The organism is Tsukamurella sp. 8F (assembly GCF_029167375.1).
Lineage (GTDB): Bacteria > Actinomycetota > Actinomycetes > Mycobacteriales > Mycobacteriaceae > Tsukamurella.
Genome location: NZ_JARFTP010000007.1, coordinates 36,838 through 53,470, shown reverse-complemented (window position 1 = coordinate 53,470; position 16,633 = coordinate 36,838). Strand labels below are relative to the sequence as shown.

Below are 16,633 nucleotides of genomic sequence, written 5' to 3'. Positions count from 1 at the left end.
CGTCCTCCGCTCACTCCGCCGCGACGCCCGCGTTGCGGGCGAGGACGGACAGCAACTCGTACGCCACGTGCGCGGCGGCGATGCCGGTGAGTTCCGCGTGATCGTAGGGCGGCGACACCTCGACGATGTCCGCGCCCACCACGTTCAGGCCGACGAGCGCACGCAGGGTGTTCAGCAGCTCGCGGCTCGTCATGCCACCGGCCTCCGGGGTTCCGGTGCCCGGTGCGTGCGCCGGGTCCAGGACGTCGATATCGACCGATACGTAGACCGGACCCGTGCCGAGCCGGCGTCGCATCCGGTCGATGACAGAGGCTAGGCCGTCGTTCTCGTAGTCGTCGGATCGAATCACCTGGAAGCCGAGCACACCGTCGTCGGTGAGGTCCTGCTCGCTGTACAGCGGGCCGCGCGTGCCGATGTGCATCGATCGGGTGAGATCGATGAGCCCTTCCTCGCTCGCGCGCCGAAAGGGCGTGCCGTGCGTGTAGGGGGCCCCGAAGTAGGTGTCCCACGTGTCCAGGTGCGCGTCGAAGTGCAGGACGGCGATCGGGCCGTGTGTGCGCGCGACCGACCGGAGCAGCGGCAGGGCCAGCGTGTGGTCGCCGCCGAGTGTGAGCACTGTCGACCCGTCGGAGCGTAAGGCGCTCACGTGCTCGTCGACCGCGGTGAGGGCTTCCTGGATGTCGAATGGATCGACCGGCAGGTCGCCCGCATCGGCCACCTGGTGCACCGCGAACGGCGACACCGCGAGTGCGGGGTTGTACGGGCGCAACAGCTTCGACGATGCGCGGATGTGGCCCGGGCCGAACCGTGCGCCGGGCCGGTAGCTCACTCCGGTGTCGAAGGGGATGCCGAGGATCTTGACCGCAGCCCGCTCCACCTGGTCCAGGCGCGGCAGGCGGGCGAATGTCTCAGGTCCGCAGTACCGCGGGATGACGCTGGCGTCGACGGGACCGATGGGGCTGTCGGGGCCGATGGGTGTGTCGGGCAAGGGACCTCCTACATGGAAGCGTTGTGGTTCGCATCACATGATCGGTGTACACTCGCGACGTTGTCAACTCGAGTTTCCTGAAGGGGCGCCATGGTAGCTATGGGGGACGTGCGGATCGGGGAGGTGCTCAAGGCAGCGCGGCTCGCGCGGCGGCGGACGCTGGCCGATGTCGCGCGCGAGGTCGACATCACCAAGGGCTACCTCTCCAAGCTCGAGCGCGACACCGTCAGCGCCTCGGTCGCCACCCTCGTGAAACTCTGTGCCGCGCTCGATATCCCGATGGGATCGCTGTTCGAAGGGCCGTCGGTGGGCGACGTGGTGCGCTCGGGCGCGTACCCACCCATCGCATTCGGGGGCGACGGCGTCCGCGAGTTCCTGCTCACCACCGGCGGCGAGCGGCGGTTGCAGACCATCCTCAGCGAGATCGTCCCGGGCGGCGGCAGTGGCGACGAGGCGTACGCACTGCCCGCAGACGTGGCCTTCGCCTTCGTGCTCGACGGTGTGCTCGACATCGCGTTCACCGGTGCGGCGACAGTGCAGTTGTCGGCCGGTGACGGATTCACGTTCGATCCGCGCCGTCGCCACACGTTCCGGGCCGGACCCGACGGTGCCCGCGTTCTGTGGTCGCTCGCACCGGCCCTCCCGGACGAGACGCGGTACTGACCGGTGCGTTACGTGTCTGCCCCGCCGTCGGGCATCCTGGGGCCGTCCGTGCTCATCCGACGGGCGGGGGTGCGATCTCCTCGTAGACGTTGTGGACAGCGGGGGCGAGGAGGCGATCGGTCATCTCGCGCTTGAGGACGGTGAGGCGCTGTTCCTGTGCCGGCGTCCGGTGGGCGGTCGCGCCGAGGTCGATGAACTCGGGCACCACGAATCCGGCATCGCGGAGCTGCACGGCGACGGTTCGGCCGCGGTAGGTGAATGCCCACACGTACCTCGCCAGCGTCGGACCGCGCTGCGGCTGTGCCAGTTCGGGATCGACGAAGTAGCGGTCGTCGGTCACGGCGCGTAGGGCCATCTCGATAGCGTCGCGGCCACCAGGGCCGGGAAACGCGGTCCGCACGAAGACCTCGCGCCGCTCGACTTCGCCGAGCGAGAGCAGCGCTTGTTCGAGCGCGCGGTAGGCGTGCGCGACACCGCCCGGAAAGCGGGTGCCGTGGTACTTCATCAGGTCGTCGAAGGACAGGTCGATCCGGCTACCGGCCTCATGGACTGTGAGCAACGGTTCTCTCCGCGTCATCGGGTCGCCCAGTGGAGCGACGAGTACAGCAGCTGCGTGGCGCCGGGCATGAAGCCCGATCCATGGTGGTAGATCGGGTCCATCGTGGTGATCAGCAGCCGGCCATGGTGGTTCGCGTCGTCGAGGGTCAGGATCGACCCGTCGACCGTACCTTCCGGTGTGTGCAGGTCGACGAGGCTGAGCGCTCCCGGTGGCGAGGTGAGGACGCCGTGGTAGTGCCACACCACTGCGCGTTCGGAGAAGTAGTGCCAGGCCGGATGTTCCGGTGCCGCGGGCCGGATCCGGCTGTCCTCGCCGGTGCGCCACCACCAGAAATCGGTCGGCCGACGCTGTTCCGTCACTCCCGGAATCCAGTCACCCACGTTGTTCTCCCCGTACACGATCAGCGTCCGGTCGTCGCCGAGACAGGCCAACAAGGCGTCGGTCCACCTCTCGAGCAGATCGGGCCGCAATCGGTCGGCGACGATCACCACCTCGGCGTCGTCGATCTCGGTCACCGCGCTCGTGCGGACGTGTAGCGGCCGAATCCGGTACGGCGCCAACGCCGGATCGGCCAGCGTCGCCAGCTGGGCGTGGCTACCGCCGTGGATCAGGACCACTGTCGGGGGTCGCGAGCCGGTCACGCCCCCTCCAACCACTCGACGATCTGGTGGCGCATCCGTTCGGTGTCGCGATCGACGTCGGCGAACTGCAGCAGGTCGTTGCCGCCGTGCACGAGGACGTGGCCGCGCCCCAACGGGTATTCGAAGTCGAGCGGGGCAGCCGTGGTGCCGATGGTGTGGATCACCCGCGCCTCGTGGGGGAGGTGCAGGTAGCAACCGCGGCCGTAGAAGCCCGCGACCCCGGTACGGCGGCGTTCCTCGTGTGTCAGCCGCCCCTTCCGCCCGGTGTTGAACAGCAGCGCCTCGGTGGCGATCCCGCTCCACACGGGATGGTCGGTCACCCGAGTGATGACGAGGTCGGCGGGCGTGCGGTAGTCGAGTCTCCGCCACAGGGGGAGCCTGGTGAGGAAAGACCGCTGGGCATGTCCGTTGACCAGCACGCGTCCGCCCCGGAAGACGAAGTCGGACAGGAGGTCCCGGCGCTCGAACAGGAAGATCTGATCGATGTCGCCGTTGAGGTAGACGCCCGTGGTCTCGGCGGTGATCGCCTTCGGGAGGTCGTAGACGTCGACTTCGAGCATCCCGTCGGCGGTGCGGTCGCGTGACGGGGACATCGTGGCGCGCAACACCGTCACGAGACGCCGCGTCCGAAGTCGGGGACGGTGAGCCTACGCAGAGCGCTGGGTGTCTGTACGTCTGCCGCCACGATCGGGATGCCGTACATCTCGCTCAGCCGTTCCTCGGTGAGAAGCGCATGCGTGGCACCGACCAGCTGATCGTCCGGGCCGAGCATGAGCATTGCCCGTTCCGCGACGTGCAGCGCGTGGTCGGGATGATGGGTGGTCATCACCACGGCCATGCCCTGATCGGCCAGATCCCGCAGTACGCCGAGTACCAGGGCCTGATTGCGAAGGTCGAGGGCCGACGCGGGTTCGTCGAGGACGATCGTGTCGCATTCGGACACGAGGGCCCGCGCGATCAGCGTGAGCTGACGCTCGCCGCCGCTGAGTCCGGTGTAGACCCGCGTGGCGAGGTGGCCGGCGCCGACCCGCTCCAGTGCCTCCTGAGCGGCCATCCGGTCGGAGCTACTCGGCGTCTCATAGATCCGCACCTTGCGGGCGCGGCCCATCACCACGATGTCGAGGACGCTGAAGGAGAACACCGCCGAGTGGCTCTGTGGCACGTAGCCCACCGCGCCGGACGAGGTCACGATGCCGGTCTCGGGCCGGAGCAGGCCCGCCATGCACTTGAGGGCCGTGGTCTTGCCGCGCGCGTTCGGGCCGAGGATCGCGAGCACCTCCCCCTGTTCGGCGCGGACCGACAGGTCCGTGAAGATCCACGGCCGTCTGCTCGAGTAGCGGAACGAGATCGCCACGGCGTCAAGCATTCACGGACCCCCACAGGCGGTTGCGGTTGCGGACCAGGAGCGCGACGAAGAAGGGGGCCCCGATGATCGCGGTGAGGATGCCGATCGGGATCTCGGCGGAGCTGATGGTGCGCGAAAGGGTGTCGATCGCCGTCAGGTATGCGGCGCCGAGGAGTGCGCTGATCGGCATCACCCGACGGTTGTCGGTGCCGACGATCATGCGCACGAGATGCGGGACCACCAGGCCGACCCACGAGACGACGCCGGCTACCGACACCGACCCGGCCGTGACGAGTGCGACGCACATCAGCAGCGCGATCCGGAGACGCTGCGGCCGGACTCCGATGGCGCTCGCGTCCTCGTCGCCCATCGACAGGATGTTGACGCGCCAGCGCAGGGCCAGCATCACCACGGCAGCGGGGATGATCGGTATGGCGGCGACGAGGACCTTCGAGTAGCTCGCTGAAGCGAGGGATCCCATGAGCCAGAACACGATCGACGGAAGCTGGCTGTACGGGTCGGCGATATAGGTGATGAACGACACCATGGCCTGGAACATCGCGCCGACCACGGTACCGCCGAGGATGATCATCAGTAGCGGCGCGCCGGGCACGGCCCTGGCGATGGCGAGTACCAGGACGAGGGCGAGCACACCGCCCAGGAATGCTCCGCTTACCAGGGCGGCGCTGCCCAGGCCGAACAGGAGCGTCAGCACGCCTCCGAACGAGGCGCCCGACGACACCCCCAGGATCTGCGCGCTCGCCAGCGGGTTGCGGAACACAGCCTGCATCACGGCACCGGTCAGAGACAGGCCGGCTCCGATCAGGATCGACAGGACGACGCGGGGGAGCCGTACGTCCAGCACCACGGACTGCTCTCGCGGATACCAGGTCCGCGTGATGGGGAGCACCTGGCCGGCGAGCATCCGCACGATCTCGTTGGGCGGCACCGTGTACCGGCCCACTGCGAGTGCGGCGACCGCGACGACCAGCAGCAGCGCGGTGAATGCCGCGATCAGCAGAGCGTCGGCCCCCAACGCGCGGCGGATCCGCCGCGGCGCGTCGGGCGTCGTGGTCGGGGCCAGATCAGCGGAGGAACTGGCCATAGTTCGCTGCGTCCTTGTTCATGTCGAGCCGGAGTACCTGGTCGATCTCGGCGTCCGTGATCTTGTACCCGTAGAGGTTGTCGAAAGCCTTCCGGATGTCGTCGCGCAGGGTGCCGTCCTTCTTCCCCGGGTACAGGATGCGGTTCATCCACTGCCACATCAACGGAGACTCCATGCTCGGTACCTGCCATCGGTAGGCGCCGAGCGGGGTCTTGTACACCTTCCTGTTCTTCACGGCGCTCACGTTGGCGAATCGCGGGTCGGAGTAGATATCGGCCGGCGTGCTGGTATCGAAGCCGCTCAGCATGATGACCTCTGGATCCCACGCGATGATCTGCTCGGGACTGACCTGCGTGCTGTCGGAGGTGACCCCCTTGCTGACCAGGTCGGCGCCGACGAGATCGAACTGGAAGCCGTCATAGCCCGAGCCGGCGGTGGTGCTGAAGGCATCCCCGGTCTTGGACAGGATCATCGCGCGCGGCCGGTGCCCGGTCTGCGTCGCCACGGTCTTGCGCATGGCCGCCAGCTCGGAGTGCTGCCAGTCGACGAGTTCCTTGCCGCGATCGGGTTTCCCGGCGATCTGTGAGAACAGTTGGATCCACGTCTCGAGGTCCTCCTGGGTGCCGTACTTCAGGCCGACGACGGGGTAGCCCGCGTTCTCGATCGGCTGGGTTACTCCGGTGCCCCGGTCACCCCACTGAATGACGACGTCGGGATCGAGTTGGGTGATCGTCTCGACGTTCGGCACGAAGTCGCTTCCCGAGATCACGGCGGAGCGAGTCGATGCGGGGAAGATCTTCGCGAACATCCCGCCCTTGTTCGCCACGAGCGTCGACTGGTTGATTCCGACGATCTTGTCGTAGCTGCGGTCGACAGCGGCGAAGATCGACGGGGCCGGGATCACCGCGAAGGCGACCTTGCGGGCGGGTCCGTCCAGGGTGATCTTCTTGCCGCGCTGGTCGGTGATCGTGATGGAATGTCCCGACTTCTCCGGTGTGTCGACGGCCGTGCGCGAGGAGCACGCTGCGGTGACGGTCAGCATGCCAGCGACGAGCAGGGCGACCAGACGCTGGCGTCGCAGTGGGACACGCATACCCGGGTTCTGAGCCCGATACGGGAGGGATCGACTGCTCGGCACGTGGCCACCACCTGTTCTTCGTTCGCCCCGGTACGCATGGGTTAGGTGAGCATAACCCAATAACAGGAAGAGGTTCGGGGCAGCGTCGCCGGGTTGAGGAGCGCGGACTGATCCGTCGGGCCGGTGGCACAGGCCGGGTCAGCGGATCGCCGGGACCTCGTCGACGGTCTGCCCGAACTCGCCGTCGAGTGGTGTATCGGGTGAGCCGCCCTCACCGAACTCCAGCGGGCGATTCACATATACGGTGCCCAGCCCCAGCTCGTCGGCGGCACGCAGGTCGTACGGATGCGATGCGACGAGTGCGGCCTCGTGGGCTTCGACCCCCAGGTAGCGGAGCGCTGTGAGATACACGCTGGGATCCGGCTTGAAACGACCGAACAGCTCGGCCGTGAAGTACGCGTCGAATCGGATGTCGGTGTCGCGGCACAGCGTCACGATCGTCGACATGTCGGTGTTGGAGAGCGTGGCGGTCAACGCGTCCTTTCGGATCCCGTCGAGGCCGGGGCGCACGTCGGGCCAGGGGACGAGGCGTTGCCAGCTCTCCGCGACCGACTCCGCATCCGCCGGCGATGGACTCGGAAGGTGCAACTGCTCGCATACGTCGCCGAAGCCCGCGCCGTACAGGGACTGCACGGTCGTCCACGTCGGCGACTGAGGGATCGCGCCGACGCGGCGGAAGTAGTCTGCGCGCCATGCGCGAGTGAACTCTGCCGAATCCACCGATAGTCCGCGGTCGGCGAAGTACGTGGAGACTGCGGCCGCGACCGGCGTGAAGAAGTCGAACAGGGTGCCCTGCATGTCGAAGAGATACGCGCGGTACTGCAACGCCGGTCCTTCCGCTCGCGATGTGGCCGACTCGGATCCTACCGACCCGCAGTCGTATATTTCGTTGCCCGCCGAACCGTTTCGGCGTCAGGGTGGGAGCATGCCGACCACGCCGCTCCGCCGCGCCACCGCGCTCGTCGCACTGTCGCTCGCGTTCGGGCTGATCCAGTTCGATGCCACGGTGATCAACACCGTGCTGGACACCATGCGCAGCGATCTCGGCGGGAATCTGGGGCTGGCGCAGTGGGCCGTAGACGGCTACACCATCCCGTTCGCGGCGTTGATGCTGGCGGCCGGTCCCGCAGCGGACCGTTTCGGTCGGCGTCACGTGTGTGTTCTCGGCTTCGTGCTCTTCGCCGCCGCCACCGCGGGATGCGCCCTGTCGCCTGGCTGGGCGGCACTGATCTCGTGCCGGGTGGCCGCAGGCATCGGGGCTGCGCTGATACTGCCGAGCTCGCTCGCGATGATCGGCGAGGTGTACCCGGAACCCGCCGTCCGAGCTCGCGCGCTCGGTGTGTGGGGCGGCGTTGCGAGCGCCGGATTCGCGGCCGGCCCGCCGGTAGGGGGTGCGCTCGCCGCGGCGTTCGGCTGGCGGTCGGTGTTCTGGGTGGGCGTGCCTATCGCACTCGCGGCCGGAGCGGCGGTGGGGCGCACGGCACCCTCCTCGGCGAGACGCGAGGGGCGGCTCGCGGTGCGGGGCACGGCGCTCGCCGCCGCGGCGCTCGCGCTCGGCACGGCGGCGATCATCGAGGCGGGGCAGGCGCGCTGGGTGCTCGCGGCGGCGCTCGCCACGGTCACGGTCCTCGTGTTCGTCGCATTCGTCGCTTCCGAGCGGGGGAGCGTCCCGATGATTCCGCGAGACATGTTGACACCCGGCCGGTTCCGCAGCGCGATCGCGACGGGCTTCGTGTTCAACTTCGCGCTCTACGGCGCACTGCTGTGCGTGGGGCTCGGGTTGCAGTCGGTGCACGGGTTCTCGGTCCTAGGGACCGGTATGGCCATCCTGCCGATGACCATCGTGGTCGCCTTCGGTTCCACGAGCAGTGGGTTCCTGACGGCGCGCTTCGGCCCACGCATCCCGATGGTCGTCGGCTTCGGGTGTGCCGCGGCGGGCGCGGCGGGCGTGGCGCTCGGCGCGAGCAGTCCCGCCGCGGTGATCGCGGGACAGACGGCGATCGGCCTCGCATCGCTCGCCATGCCGGCGATGACGTCGATCGCCCTCGCCGAGGCGCCGCCGGCGCACGCCGGCCTCGCAGGTGCCGTGCTGAACTGCGCGCGGCAGACGGGCGGCGCGCTCGGCGTAGCCGTCCTGGGCGCCGCCTTCAGTGCCTGCGGGGCTGATGCAGGCGCCCTTGCGGTGGTATTCGCCGCCACTGCGGTGATACTCGTGGTCGGGATCCGTACCAGCCTCGCCGCGACGGTGAGCCGGCCCCCGGAGGAGGTGCCCTGCGATGTCGGGTGACGCCGATCTGGCGCGCGTCGGAGATCTCTTCGCCGACCGCACGCGCAGCCGGATCCTGTTGTCGTTGTTGGACGGTCGCGAGTTGGCGGCGGGGGTGCTGGCCGACGAGGCCGGCGTCTCGCGGTCCACTGCGAGTGCGCACCTGAGTCGACTCGTCGACGGTGGCCTGCTCGTCGTCCGTTCGCAGGGACGCAATCGGTGGTTCCGGCTGGCCGGTCCCCACGTCGGGGAGCTGGTGGAGCGACTGGCGGCGTTCGCGCCCCGGGAGGAGTCGCGTTCGCTCAGGTCGGCGACGCGCGCGGAGCGGCTGCGGACCGCGCGGACCTGCTACGACCACTTCGCGGGCCGCCTAGGTGTCGCGATAATGGGCTCCCTGCTGGAGCACGGCTATGTCGTGGGCGGGGACGGGCTGTTCCACGGCGGCGACGCGCATGGAAACGCCGGGCACGCGGGTGGCGACCGGCCCGCGTCCGCGGGACACGAGCTGGACTACCGGCTCACCGCGCCGGGGCGGGAGTTTCTGCACCGCATGGACATTCGGATTCCCGAGGGGTCCCGCCGGCCCGAGATCCGGTACTGCATCGACTGGACCGAGACCCGCCACCACCTCGCTGGCGCTGCGGGAAGCGCAGTCCGCGATCGGTTCCTGCGCGCGGGCTGGGCGGAGCGGCTGCCCCTCTACCGTGCTATCCGCGTCACCCCGTCGGGCTCGGATGCCCTCGAGGAGTGGTTCGGGATCGATTGGGCGGCGGTCAGTACGACTGCACCCCCGAGATATTGACGTACATGCCGTGGCCCGTGGCGTTGTTGGTGAATCGCGTGCCGTCGTAGGTGGCCTTGATCGTCCAGCCCTGGGCCGTATAGGTGGCATAGTCCATCGTGAAGTACGGAGGGTCGCCGAGGTTGCCTTGTATGTACTGCACCGCGCCGCCGGCGGTGACATTGACGCCGTTGGCCTGCAGGCCGTCAGCGGTGACGGGGCCGGGCTGATCGAACAGGACCTGGCACCCGACGGCGCTGGTGCTCACCTGGCACTGCGCCTTGCCCGAGTTGGTCTGGACGAACGTGTAGCCGTCCCCGTTGGGCGGGATCGGCACAGCCGCCTCGGGCGTTGCCGTCGTGCTGCGCGGAGTCGTGGGCCGCGGGGACGTCGGTTGCGGATTCGTCGAACCGGGCGCTCCCTGCCTCGCCGCACCGGGGACCGTGACCGTGACGCCGGGTGCGGGCTGCGCGCTCCCGTCGACCGTCTGCGAGCACCCCGCGAGGGTCACGGGCAGTAGGACGAGCAAAGCCGGTGGGAGCCATCCGCGAAGGCGCACCCGCGTCTCCTTCCGTCGGCCGGGCGACGGGCCTGCCCGGATTTCGTCAGGCCGCCCCGACCCGGTAGAGTCGAACCGCGCAAGCACGCGGGCGTAGCTCAATGGTAGAGCCCCAGTCTTCCAAACTGGCTACGCGGGTTCGATTCCCGTCGCCCGCTCCACACGAAAGGCCCTGGCCGGACACAGTTTCCGGGCGGGGCCTTATGTGATCCCGTGCCGCGCGCCGTCAGGCTCCGGTCCAGTCCTGGATGCCACGGATGACCCGCTGGATGTGCAGTCCGCGGTGCACGCTGAGCGGATGGTCGACCCCGGTCGCGATGGACTCCAGGAACTCGTCGAGCAGAACAGCGAAGCAGTCGACCGCCGGTGCGTCGCGGCGGTCGAGCACGACGACGCCGGATGACGAGTGCGCAGACACACGCAACACCGTCGGAACGACGGGCGTGCGCAACGACAGCGAGACTGCGGATGCGGCGCCGCCGGCGTGGGCGAGCTGCGCCGTCCAGGTGTCGCTCCCGGGGTCGTAGCACGCCGCGGTGACGGATTCTATGGCTCCCGCTGCCGCGTCGACCAGATCCAGGATGTGCGGTCCGACGTCGAACAGCGCGCCCTCGCGTTGCCGCCACGGCGAGGCCGCGAACCGCCCCCCGAGCGCGGCGCCCGAGAGCCACTGCGCCTCCGCCGCGACGGGCGCGAGCTGAGTTGCACGCGCGAGGAACTCACGGGTCTCGGGTGCGAAACGGCGGGTGAAGGTGACGATGGAGCGCACGCCCGCTGATCGCACAGTCTCCGCCAGCGATGCGGCGACGGCCAGGTCCAGGGCGATCGGCTTGTCGAGGACGAGGTGCTTCCCGGCCCTGGCTGCCTCGGTCGCGAGTGGCGCCTGCACGTCCGGTGGAACCGCGAACGACACCGCATCCACAGCGTCGAACAATGCCGTGGGGGAGTCGAACGAGTGAGGGAACACCTCGGCGGCTGCGGCCGCATCCCGTGCCCAGCCGCCCACGAACTCGACGCCGGGGTGCGCCGCGAGCGCCGGCACGTGCGTCTCGCGCGCCCAGGGGCCCGCACCTATCAGACCGATCCGCATCGTCATCCGCTCACACCCGCCGTCCGCTCACACCAATATCTGGTCCATCATCTCGTTCATCGCCGGTCGGCGGACGGCCGCCGCGGCATCGGCATGCGATCGCGTGCCACGAGCCACCGGCTGAACGGGGTACGCAGGGCGATCTCGATGAACACGAGGGACAGCGCCAACACGGTCACCGTGAGCACCAGAGTGCGCTTCGTGGTCGAGTCGGGGAACCACTCGTAGAGCTTCCCGAAGAAGCCGCAGTTGCCCAGGACGTCGAGGATCAACGGGTGTACAGCGAACGCGCCGAACGCGCGCACCGTGGCGTACGACACGATGCGGCGACCTACTGGGCGTCCCTTCGCCCGCTGCTCGTCCCACAGCATCGCGACCGTCCACAGCAGGACGAAACCGCCGACGAACCAGGGCAGGTATTTCGGGTTCCACGCGGTCGTGGCGAGGACGGGGACGACGCCGGGAGCCGTCGCGCGCAGGTATGCGGCGATGCTGAGCGCCGACCCGAGGACGCACACTGCGCCGACGGAGAGCACGTGTGCCCGGAGCCAGGAGGTCACCGCCTCGCGGTGCTGAGCGGCGAGCATCCCGATCGCGACGAACAGCGTGTACATCGGGAGGAACTTCCAGGTGTGTACGTACAGCTCGGCCCAGGGCTGGAACGAAGGGCGGGACGAGTACTGGTAGCCGGCGAACGCCGCCACCTGCACGAGCAGGGCACAGAACAGCACCAGCCACGGATGGCGCGCCGTCCTGGCCATGAACCGCGACAGCAACGGGAAGAACAGGTAGATCTGCATCGAGATCAGCAGAAAGTAGAGCTGATACTTCGCGTCACCCGTGACGGCGGTCCGCCCTACGTCCAGGAGGAATTGACGGATCCCGGTGAACGGGTGGTTCGCCAGGAGCAGGTGGTCCGTGACGTTGTACGTCACCGTCCACACCAGGTAAGGCGCGACCACGAGGCCGAACCGCCTGCGCCAGAACTGTCCGGCGGTCATGTGCCGCCCCTGCATGCTCAAGACCAGTACGAACAGGGTGACCGCCACGAACCCGTAGCGGGTCATATGGAGTAGCACGCTGATCAGGCCGGCGGAGCGCAGTACACCTGGCGTGAAGTTGATCGTGGTGACGCAGTGCGAGAACACCACACCCGCGAACAACACGACGCGGACCAGGTCCGCCGTGAGCGCCCGGTCTCGCTTCGGGCTACTGCGGACCGGGTTGACTGCCGGGGCTGTTTCGTTGGTGGTCGACGCTCTACTCCATCACGATCGAGGCTGCGGGGCGGGCGTCTCCACCCCGTGATTGGAATTCGGCAACATTGGTAATTTTGCCTCGAAATACTACGCGGCGACGAATCGACAGGCCGTAGCGGCCGAACGAATCGTCGTCGCCGGCGGAGTATGGCGATCGTGCCGACGGATCGATGTCCCTCCCCGCGACCGGGAACCCGACCGTGCACCCCCCGAGCACGGTTCCGGGCGCGACGAACGGTGTGGCTCAGATGCAGCGTGCGTGAACAGGCAGGCGGGGATCTCGTCTACCGTGGCGGCGAGGTCGGATGCATACGGGCAGGGAGGAAGCATCGTGGCGACGGACGACATGAGCAGGGTGGCGGCACTCGTCGATGCGGAGGAGCGTGCCGAGGCGCTGTTCGACGAGGTCGTGTCTCGCGGGCTGATCGCACCCGGCCGGAGCGAGCGCGATGTGAGCGATGCGATCCAGGAACTGGCTGCAGAGCGCTACGGCGTCGAACGCTATTGGCACAAGCGGATCGTGCGCGCCGGCGCCAACACGCTAGAAGTGTTCCGCAAGAACCCGCCCGACCGAACGCTCGGCGACGACGACATCGTGTTCCTGGACTTCGGCCCCATCTTCGCGGCGTGGGAGGCGGACTTCGGGCGCACCTACGTGCTGGGAGACGATCCCGAGAAGGCGGCTCTCCGCGACGCGTTGGAAACGGTATGGCTCGCGGGCCGGGCCGCGTTCGACGCGGATCCGGATGTCACCGGCGAGGGACTCTATGACGTCGTCTGCGACTTGGCGGCGGACGCCGGGTACCTGTTCGGCGGCGAGATCGCGGGCCACCTCGTAGGCGACTTCCCGCACGAGCGCATCCCCGGCGACAAGATCGCGTCCTATATCGCCCCCGGATCGAAGACTCGGCTGCACGACCACGTCGTCGGCGGGAATCCCGCCCATTGGATCCTCGAGGTGCACCTGCTCGACCGGGATCGCCGCTTCGGAGGCTTCTACGAGCAACTCCTCGATATCCGCCGCGACCAGCCGGTCGGCAGACCGCTGCACGGCGACTAGCGCGGCGACACGCTGATCCGGGCACCCCGGCCGGGCACGCTGGTGATGTTCCGGACCTTGGGTTCGTCGTCGCCGTCGGCGGTCACGTCGTAGCGCCGCAGCACCTCGCGCAGTACCGCCGTGCCCTCCATCAACGAGAATCCCGCCCCGATGCACCTTCGGACGCCCCCGCCGAACGGAATCCACGAGTTGGGGGCGACCTTCTCGTCGAGGAACCGCGTCGGTCGGAACTCGCCGGCATCGGGGAAGTTCTCGAGGTGACTGAGGATGATCGAGGGTGCAACGCTGACGCCCGCCGGCAGGTCGATGCCGCCGATGGTGGCGGGCTTCATGAGCAGCCGATTGACCATCGGGATCACCGGGTGCAGCCGCATGGACTCCTTGAGCACGGCCTCGAGGTATGCGTCGTCATCGTCGTCGACGGCCTGCTGTGCGCGCGTCAGCTGCGCTCGCGAGCGGCCCAGCTCGTACAGCGTCCAGGCGAGCGCCGTCGCCGTGGTCTCGTGTCCCGCGAGCAACAGCGTGATCAGCTGGTCGCGCAGCTCTGCGTCGTTGAGCGGCACCTCGCCCTCGTGGCCGCCGACCAGCATCAGCCGGGAAAGGACGTCAGAGCGGCCCTCGAGCGAACTGTCTGCCCGGCGCTCCGCGATGAGTTCGTACAGGGCGTCGTCGAGCCGGGATTGGTTCTCCACGAACGTCTTCCAGATGCCGAAGCGTTGCAGCCGCGGGTAGCCGACGCCCACCAGGACAGCGGGGCTGACGTCGATCACGGCGCGCAGCAGCGGCCGGAGGCGCGCCAGCTGCGCCTCGTCGGTCAGCCCGAACACGACCTGCATGATGATCTCGAGCGTCACCGCGTTCATCCGGTCCAGCGAGCGGAACGACGTCCCGGTGCTCCAGCTCTCGACCTCGGCCGACGCGATCCCGTGCACCATGGCCTCGTAACCCTTCAGCGCACGGGCGGTGAACGCCGGCATCAGGAGCTTGCGGGCCCGCTTGTGCTCGGCTGCGTCGACGAGCAGCAGCGAGTGCTCACCCATGAGTGTGCCGAGGGACGCATTACCCTTCCCGGCGTAGAACACCTCGGGGTCACCCGCGAATATCTCGCGGATGTGCTCGGGCCGCGAGAACATCACGATCTGCCGCCCGTGGGGCACGACCCGGATGGTGAACACATCTCCGTACCGGCGGTGCAGCCACGGCACGAACGAGTGTCTGAACCGGATGAGGGCGACGCTCTGCGCCAGTGCCGGCCACCGGAGCCCGGGCGGTAGACCGCCCTTGGGCACAGGCGGCCAGTCCGCCGCGTAGCTCGGGACGTGGTCGTGCGTGGTGGTGGTCACATGCGCAGTATGCCGCTCGGGGGACGAGTGGACATCCGCCCCAGGGTGGAAACCGACGGGCTTTCCCGAGCACACAGCGTTCCTCGAGGTCGCTCAATATCATCGTGACGTGACTTCGGACCGGGCCCGGCGGGTTGCGCCGGGCGGTCGAGGGTCGGCGACGGTAGCGACCCCGCTGCACACCGTCTGGAGCCAGACGGTGGTCGAGGCGCGAGCCCTGCCGCGGTTGTGGGGCGGGTTGGTCCTGAACGTCTCGCTGGCATTCGGGTGGCTCCTGATCCAGCCGCTCGACCTCAGCGGGCACGCGAAGGTGTCCACGATCATGACCTACTTCACGACGTTCATCCTCGCGGACCCGGCCACCACGAACATGTTCTCCGAACTCGCTCCTCTGCGGCGCGGCCGCCTGCGTCTGCGGACCATCGCGGGGATCGTCGTCGTCAAGAATCTGAGTCTGATGCTGTTGATCGGCGGGCCGCTGGTCGCGGCGACCGCCGCCGTCGCTCTCGCGATGGAGCCGCGTCGGCTCCTGCCGATGTCGGTTGCGGGCGTCGCGCTGCAGGTGCTGATCTGGATGGGTATGTGCTCGGTCGCGGCCGCCCTCCTCCCGACTGCGCGCCGGCCCCTGCTCGCGCGGTGGCGATGCCGCCGGCACTGGCGGCAGAACGCGTGGTGGGCTGTGGGACAGGCGGTTCCGCTGGCGGGGATCTGGGTGCTGATCCCCGTGGACAGCAACCGGGAGGTCTTTCCCGGCGTGGGTATCGTCCACCGCCACACGCCCGGCGGCCGGCAGTTCGCGACCGTCCTGCACGCGGGCGCCGCCGTGGTCGACGGTGCCGGACTGTGGCTGCTCGGTGTCGGGTTCGCGACAGCGCTGATCTGGCGCTTCGGGCTGCGGCGCCGCGGCTAGCGGCTCGGCTGCTAGCGTTCACAGCGATCATGAGGACTCCGAAAGCCGTTGCTGCGCTGGCCCTGGTGCTGACGCTGGTCGCGTGCGGTACGGGCCCGGACGTTCGAGGTGAGCAGGGTGTCGTCGTGCACGCCGCGAACGGCGACGTGCGGATCCCAGCGCCGCCGAGCCGCATCGTCTCGCTCTCACCGACCCACACCGAGACGCTGTTCGCGATCGGTGCCGGTACTCAGGTCATGGCCGTCGACGACCGCTCCGACGTTCCTGCACAGGCTCCGCGCACGGACGTCTCGGCGTTCGATCCGAGTGCCGAGACCGTGATCGGCATGGCTCCGGATCTCGTGGTGGTCTCGGACGATCGGAACAGCATCGTCGAGGCGCTGGGTCGGGCCGGCATCCCCGTGCTCGAGGAGCCGGCGGCGAAGGACCTCGACGGCGTGTACGACCAGATCGAGGACATGGGCAGGGCCACCGGGCACACGGGCGGGGCCGAGCGCCTCGTGACCGATATGCGCGCGCGGATCGATCGCGCCGTACAGGGCCGGAAGGGACAGGGGCTCACGTACTTCCACGAGCTCGGCCCGGAGCTCTACACCGCCACGTCGGCGACGTTCATCGGACGTGCCTACCAACGGTTCGGCCTCGCGAACGTCGCCGACGGTGCGGCCCGGCCGGGCGGCGATTACCTGCAGTTCGACACCGAGAACCTACTGCACGCCGACCCAGACCTGATCTTCCTGGCCGATACCCGATGCTGCAGGCAGTCGCCGGGCACCGTCGCCAAGCGGCCGGGGTTCGGCAACCTGAAGGCAGTCGCGCGCGGCGATGTCGTACCCCTCGACGACGATGTCGCCTCCCGTTGGGGACCGCGCGTAGCGGAGCTCTACGAGGCGATCGCACGCGCAGTCGCCGCCGCCCGGCGCTGA

Annotated in this window: 18 protein-coding genes and 1 tRNA gene; 7 read left to right on the top strand and 12 right to left on the bottom strand. The window is 68.8% G+C overall.

From position 1 onward, the window contains the following. Window positions 1-10: 10 nt before the first annotated feature. On the bottom strand, window positions 11-988 hold the full coding sequence (speB, locus tag P0W64_RS07530; protein WP_275479463.1) for an agmatinase: 978 nt from the start codon (window positions 986-988) through the stop codon (window positions 11-13). A 90-nt stretch (window positions 989-1,078) separates the two neighbouring features. On the opposite strand from speB, the gene P0W64_RS07525 reads away from it, so the two are divergent. Further along, window positions 1,079-1,651, top strand: coding sequence for an XRE family transcriptional regulator (locus P0W64_RS07525; RefSeq protein WP_275479462.1), 573 nt, complete (start codon window positions 1,079-1,081; stop codon window positions 1,649-1,651). Between the two features lie 52 nt (window positions 1,652-1,703). Here the strand turns inward: P0W64_RS07525 and P0W64_RS07520 are convergent, their stop codons facing one another. The 7 genes from P0W64_RS07520 to P0W64_RS07490 all read right to left on the bottom strand — a co-directional run bounded on the left by P0W64_RS07520 (window position 1,704) and on the right by P0W64_RS07490 (window position 7,264). Next, window positions 1,704-2,228, bottom strand: coding sequence for a hypothetical protein (locus P0W64_RS07520; protein WP_275479461.1), 525 nt, complete (start codon window positions 2,226-2,228; stop codon window positions 1,704-1,706). Then, window positions 2,225-2,851, bottom strand: coding sequence for a hypothetical protein (locus P0W64_RS07515; protein ID WP_275479460.1), 627 nt, complete (start codon window positions 2,849-2,851; stop codon window positions 2,225-2,227). The genes P0W64_RS07520 and P0W64_RS07515 overlap by 4 nt, the downstream gene beginning before the upstream one ends. After that, the gene (locus P0W64_RS07510; RefSeq protein WP_275479459.1) at window positions 2,848-3,465 is read right to left on the bottom strand and encodes a hypothetical protein; all 618 of its coding nucleotides are present in this window, start codon (window positions 3,463-3,465) and stop codon (window positions 2,848-2,850) included. The genes P0W64_RS07515 and P0W64_RS07510 overlap by 4 nt, the downstream gene beginning before the upstream one ends. Further along, window positions 3,462-4,205, bottom strand: coding sequence for an ABC transporter ATP-binding protein (locus P0W64_RS07505; protein WP_275479458.1), 744 nt, complete (start codon window positions 4,203-4,205; stop codon window positions 3,462-3,464). The genes P0W64_RS07510 and P0W64_RS07505 overlap by 4 nt, the downstream gene beginning before the upstream one ends. A gap of 4 nt (window positions 4,206-4,209) precedes the next feature. Further along, a complete protein-coding gene (locus P0W64_RS07500) occupies window positions 4,210-5,301 on the bottom strand; it encodes an iron ABC transporter permease (protein ID WP_275479457.1) in 1,092 nt (363 codons plus the stop codon). Next, the gene (locus tag P0W64_RS07495; protein ID WP_275479456.1) at window positions 5,282-6,394 is read right to left on the bottom strand and encodes an ABC transporter substrate-binding protein; all 1,113 of its coding nucleotides are present in this window, start codon (window positions 6,392-6,394) and stop codon (window positions 5,282-5,284) included. The genes P0W64_RS07500 and P0W64_RS07495 overlap by 20 nt, the downstream gene beginning before the upstream one ends. 183 nt (window positions 6,395-6,577) lie before the next feature. Continuing rightward, window positions 6,578-7,264, bottom strand: a complete 687-nt coding sequence (locus P0W64_RS07490; protein WP_343232843.1) for a haloacid dehalogenase type II — start codon at window positions 7,262-7,264, stop codon at window positions 6,578-6,580. A 100-nt stretch (window positions 7,265-7,364) separates the two neighbouring features. On the opposite strand from P0W64_RS07490, the gene P0W64_RS07485 reads away from it, so the two are divergent. Both P0W64_RS07485 and P0W64_RS07480 read left to right on the top strand, forming a co-directional pair. After that, window positions 7,365-8,726 (top strand): MFS transporter, encoded by a 1,362-nt coding sequence (locus tag P0W64_RS07485; RefSeq protein WP_275479455.1) that lies wholly within the window; start codon window positions 7,365-7,367, stop codon window positions 8,724-8,726. Further along, on the top strand, window positions 8,716-9,507 hold the full coding sequence (locus P0W64_RS07480; RefSeq protein WP_275479454.1) for a metalloregulator ArsR/SmtB family transcription factor: 792 nt from the start codon (window positions 8,716-8,718) through the stop codon (window positions 9,505-9,507). The genes P0W64_RS07485 and P0W64_RS07480 overlap by 11 nt, the downstream gene beginning before the upstream one ends. Here the strand turns inward: P0W64_RS07480 and P0W64_RS07475 are convergent. Next, window positions 9,479-10,045, bottom strand: a complete 567-nt coding sequence (locus tag P0W64_RS07475; RefSeq protein ID WP_275479453.1) for a hypothetical protein — start codon at window positions 10,043-10,045, stop codon at window positions 9,479-9,481. The two genes, P0W64_RS07480 and P0W64_RS07475, sit on opposite strands and share 29 nt — an antisense overlap. 87 nt (window positions 10,046-10,132) lie before the next feature. On the opposite strand from P0W64_RS07475, the gene P0W64_RS07470 reads away from it, so the two are divergent. Then, window positions 10,133-10,206: transfer RNA gene (locus P0W64_RS07470), tRNA-Gly, on the top strand. Between the two features lie 65 nt (window positions 10,207-10,271). Here the strand turns inward: P0W64_RS07470 and P0W64_RS07465 are convergent. Together P0W64_RS07465 and P0W64_RS07460 are read right to left on the bottom strand one after the other, a co-directional pair. Continuing rightward, window positions 10,272-11,141 (bottom strand): Gfo/Idh/MocA family oxidoreductase, encoded by an 870-nt coding sequence (locus P0W64_RS07465; RefSeq protein ID WP_275479452.1) that lies wholly within the window; start codon window positions 11,139-11,141, stop codon window positions 10,272-10,274. Between the two features lie 50 nt (window positions 11,142-11,191). Then, window positions 11,192-12,313: an acyltransferase gene (locus P0W64_RS07460; RefSeq protein WP_275479599.1), complete on the bottom strand. Its 1,122-nt coding sequence runs from the start codon at window positions 12,311-12,313 to the stop codon at window positions 11,192-11,194. A 427-nt stretch (window positions 12,314-12,740) separates the two neighbouring features. On the opposite strand from P0W64_RS07460, the gene P0W64_RS07455 reads away from it, so the two are divergent. After that, window positions 12,741-13,454: a M24 family metallopeptidase gene (locus P0W64_RS07455; protein ID WP_275479598.1), complete on the top strand. Its 714-nt coding sequence runs from the start codon at window positions 12,741-12,743 to the stop codon at window positions 13,452-13,454. Here the strand turns inward: P0W64_RS07455 and P0W64_RS07450 are convergent. Beyond that, window positions 13,451-14,743, bottom strand: coding sequence for a cytochrome P450 (locus tag P0W64_RS07450; protein WP_343232845.1), 1,293 nt, complete (start codon window positions 14,741-14,743; stop codon window positions 13,451-13,453). The two genes, P0W64_RS07455 and P0W64_RS07450, sit on opposite strands and share 4 nt — an antisense overlap. A 163-nt stretch (window positions 14,744-14,906) precedes the next feature. Here P0W64_RS07450 and P0W64_RS07445 point away from each other — a divergent pair, with 163 nt between their 5' ends. After that, window positions 14,907-15,707 (top strand): hypothetical protein, encoded by an 801-nt coding sequence (locus P0W64_RS07445; protein ID WP_275479450.1) that lies wholly within the window; start codon window positions 14,907-14,909, stop codon window positions 15,705-15,707. Between the two features lie 29 nt (window positions 15,708-15,736). Next, the gene (locus P0W64_RS07440; RefSeq protein WP_275479449.1) at window positions 15,737-16,633 is read left to right on the top strand and encodes an ABC transporter substrate-binding protein; all 897 of its coding nucleotides are present in this window, start codon (window positions 15,737-15,739) and stop codon (window positions 16,631-16,633) included.

Coding starts and splice junctions, on each gene's coding strand:
- P0W64_RS07500 (WP_275479457.1), bottom strand. CDS start 5,301: ATGGCCAGTTCCTCCGCTGATCTGGCCCCGACCACGACGCCCGACGCG.
- P0W64_RS07440 (WP_275479449.1), top strand. CDS start 15,737: ATGAGGACTCCGAAAGCCGTTGCTGCGCTGGCCCTGGTGCTGACGCTG.
- P0W64_RS07465 (WP_275479452.1), bottom strand. CDS start 11,141: ATGACGATGCGGATCGGTCTGATAGGTGCGGGCCCCTGGGCGCGCGAG.
- P0W64_RS07480 (WP_275479454.1), top strand. CDS start 8,716: ATGTCGGGTGACGCCGATCTGGCGCGCGTCGGAGATCTCTTCGCCGAC.
- P0W64_RS07495 (WP_275479456.1), bottom strand. CDS start 6,394: ATGCGTGTCCCACTGCGACGCCAGCGTCTGGTCGCCCTGCTCGTCGCT.
- P0W64_RS07455 (WP_275479598.1), top strand. CDS start 12,741: ATGAGCAGGGTGGCGGCACTCGTCGATGCGGAGGAGCGTGCCGAGGCG.
- P0W64_RS07520 (WP_275479461.1), bottom strand. CDS start 2,228: ATGACGCGGAGAGAACCGTTGCTCACAGTCCATGAGGCCGGTAGCCGG.
- P0W64_RS07485 (WP_275479455.1), top strand. CDS start 7,365: ATGCCGACCACGCCGCTCCGCCGCGCCACCGCGCTCGTCGCACTGTCG.
- P0W64_RS07525 (WP_275479462.1), top strand. CDS start 1,079: ATGGTAGCTATGGGGGACGTGCGGATCGGGGAGGTGCTCAAGGCAGCG.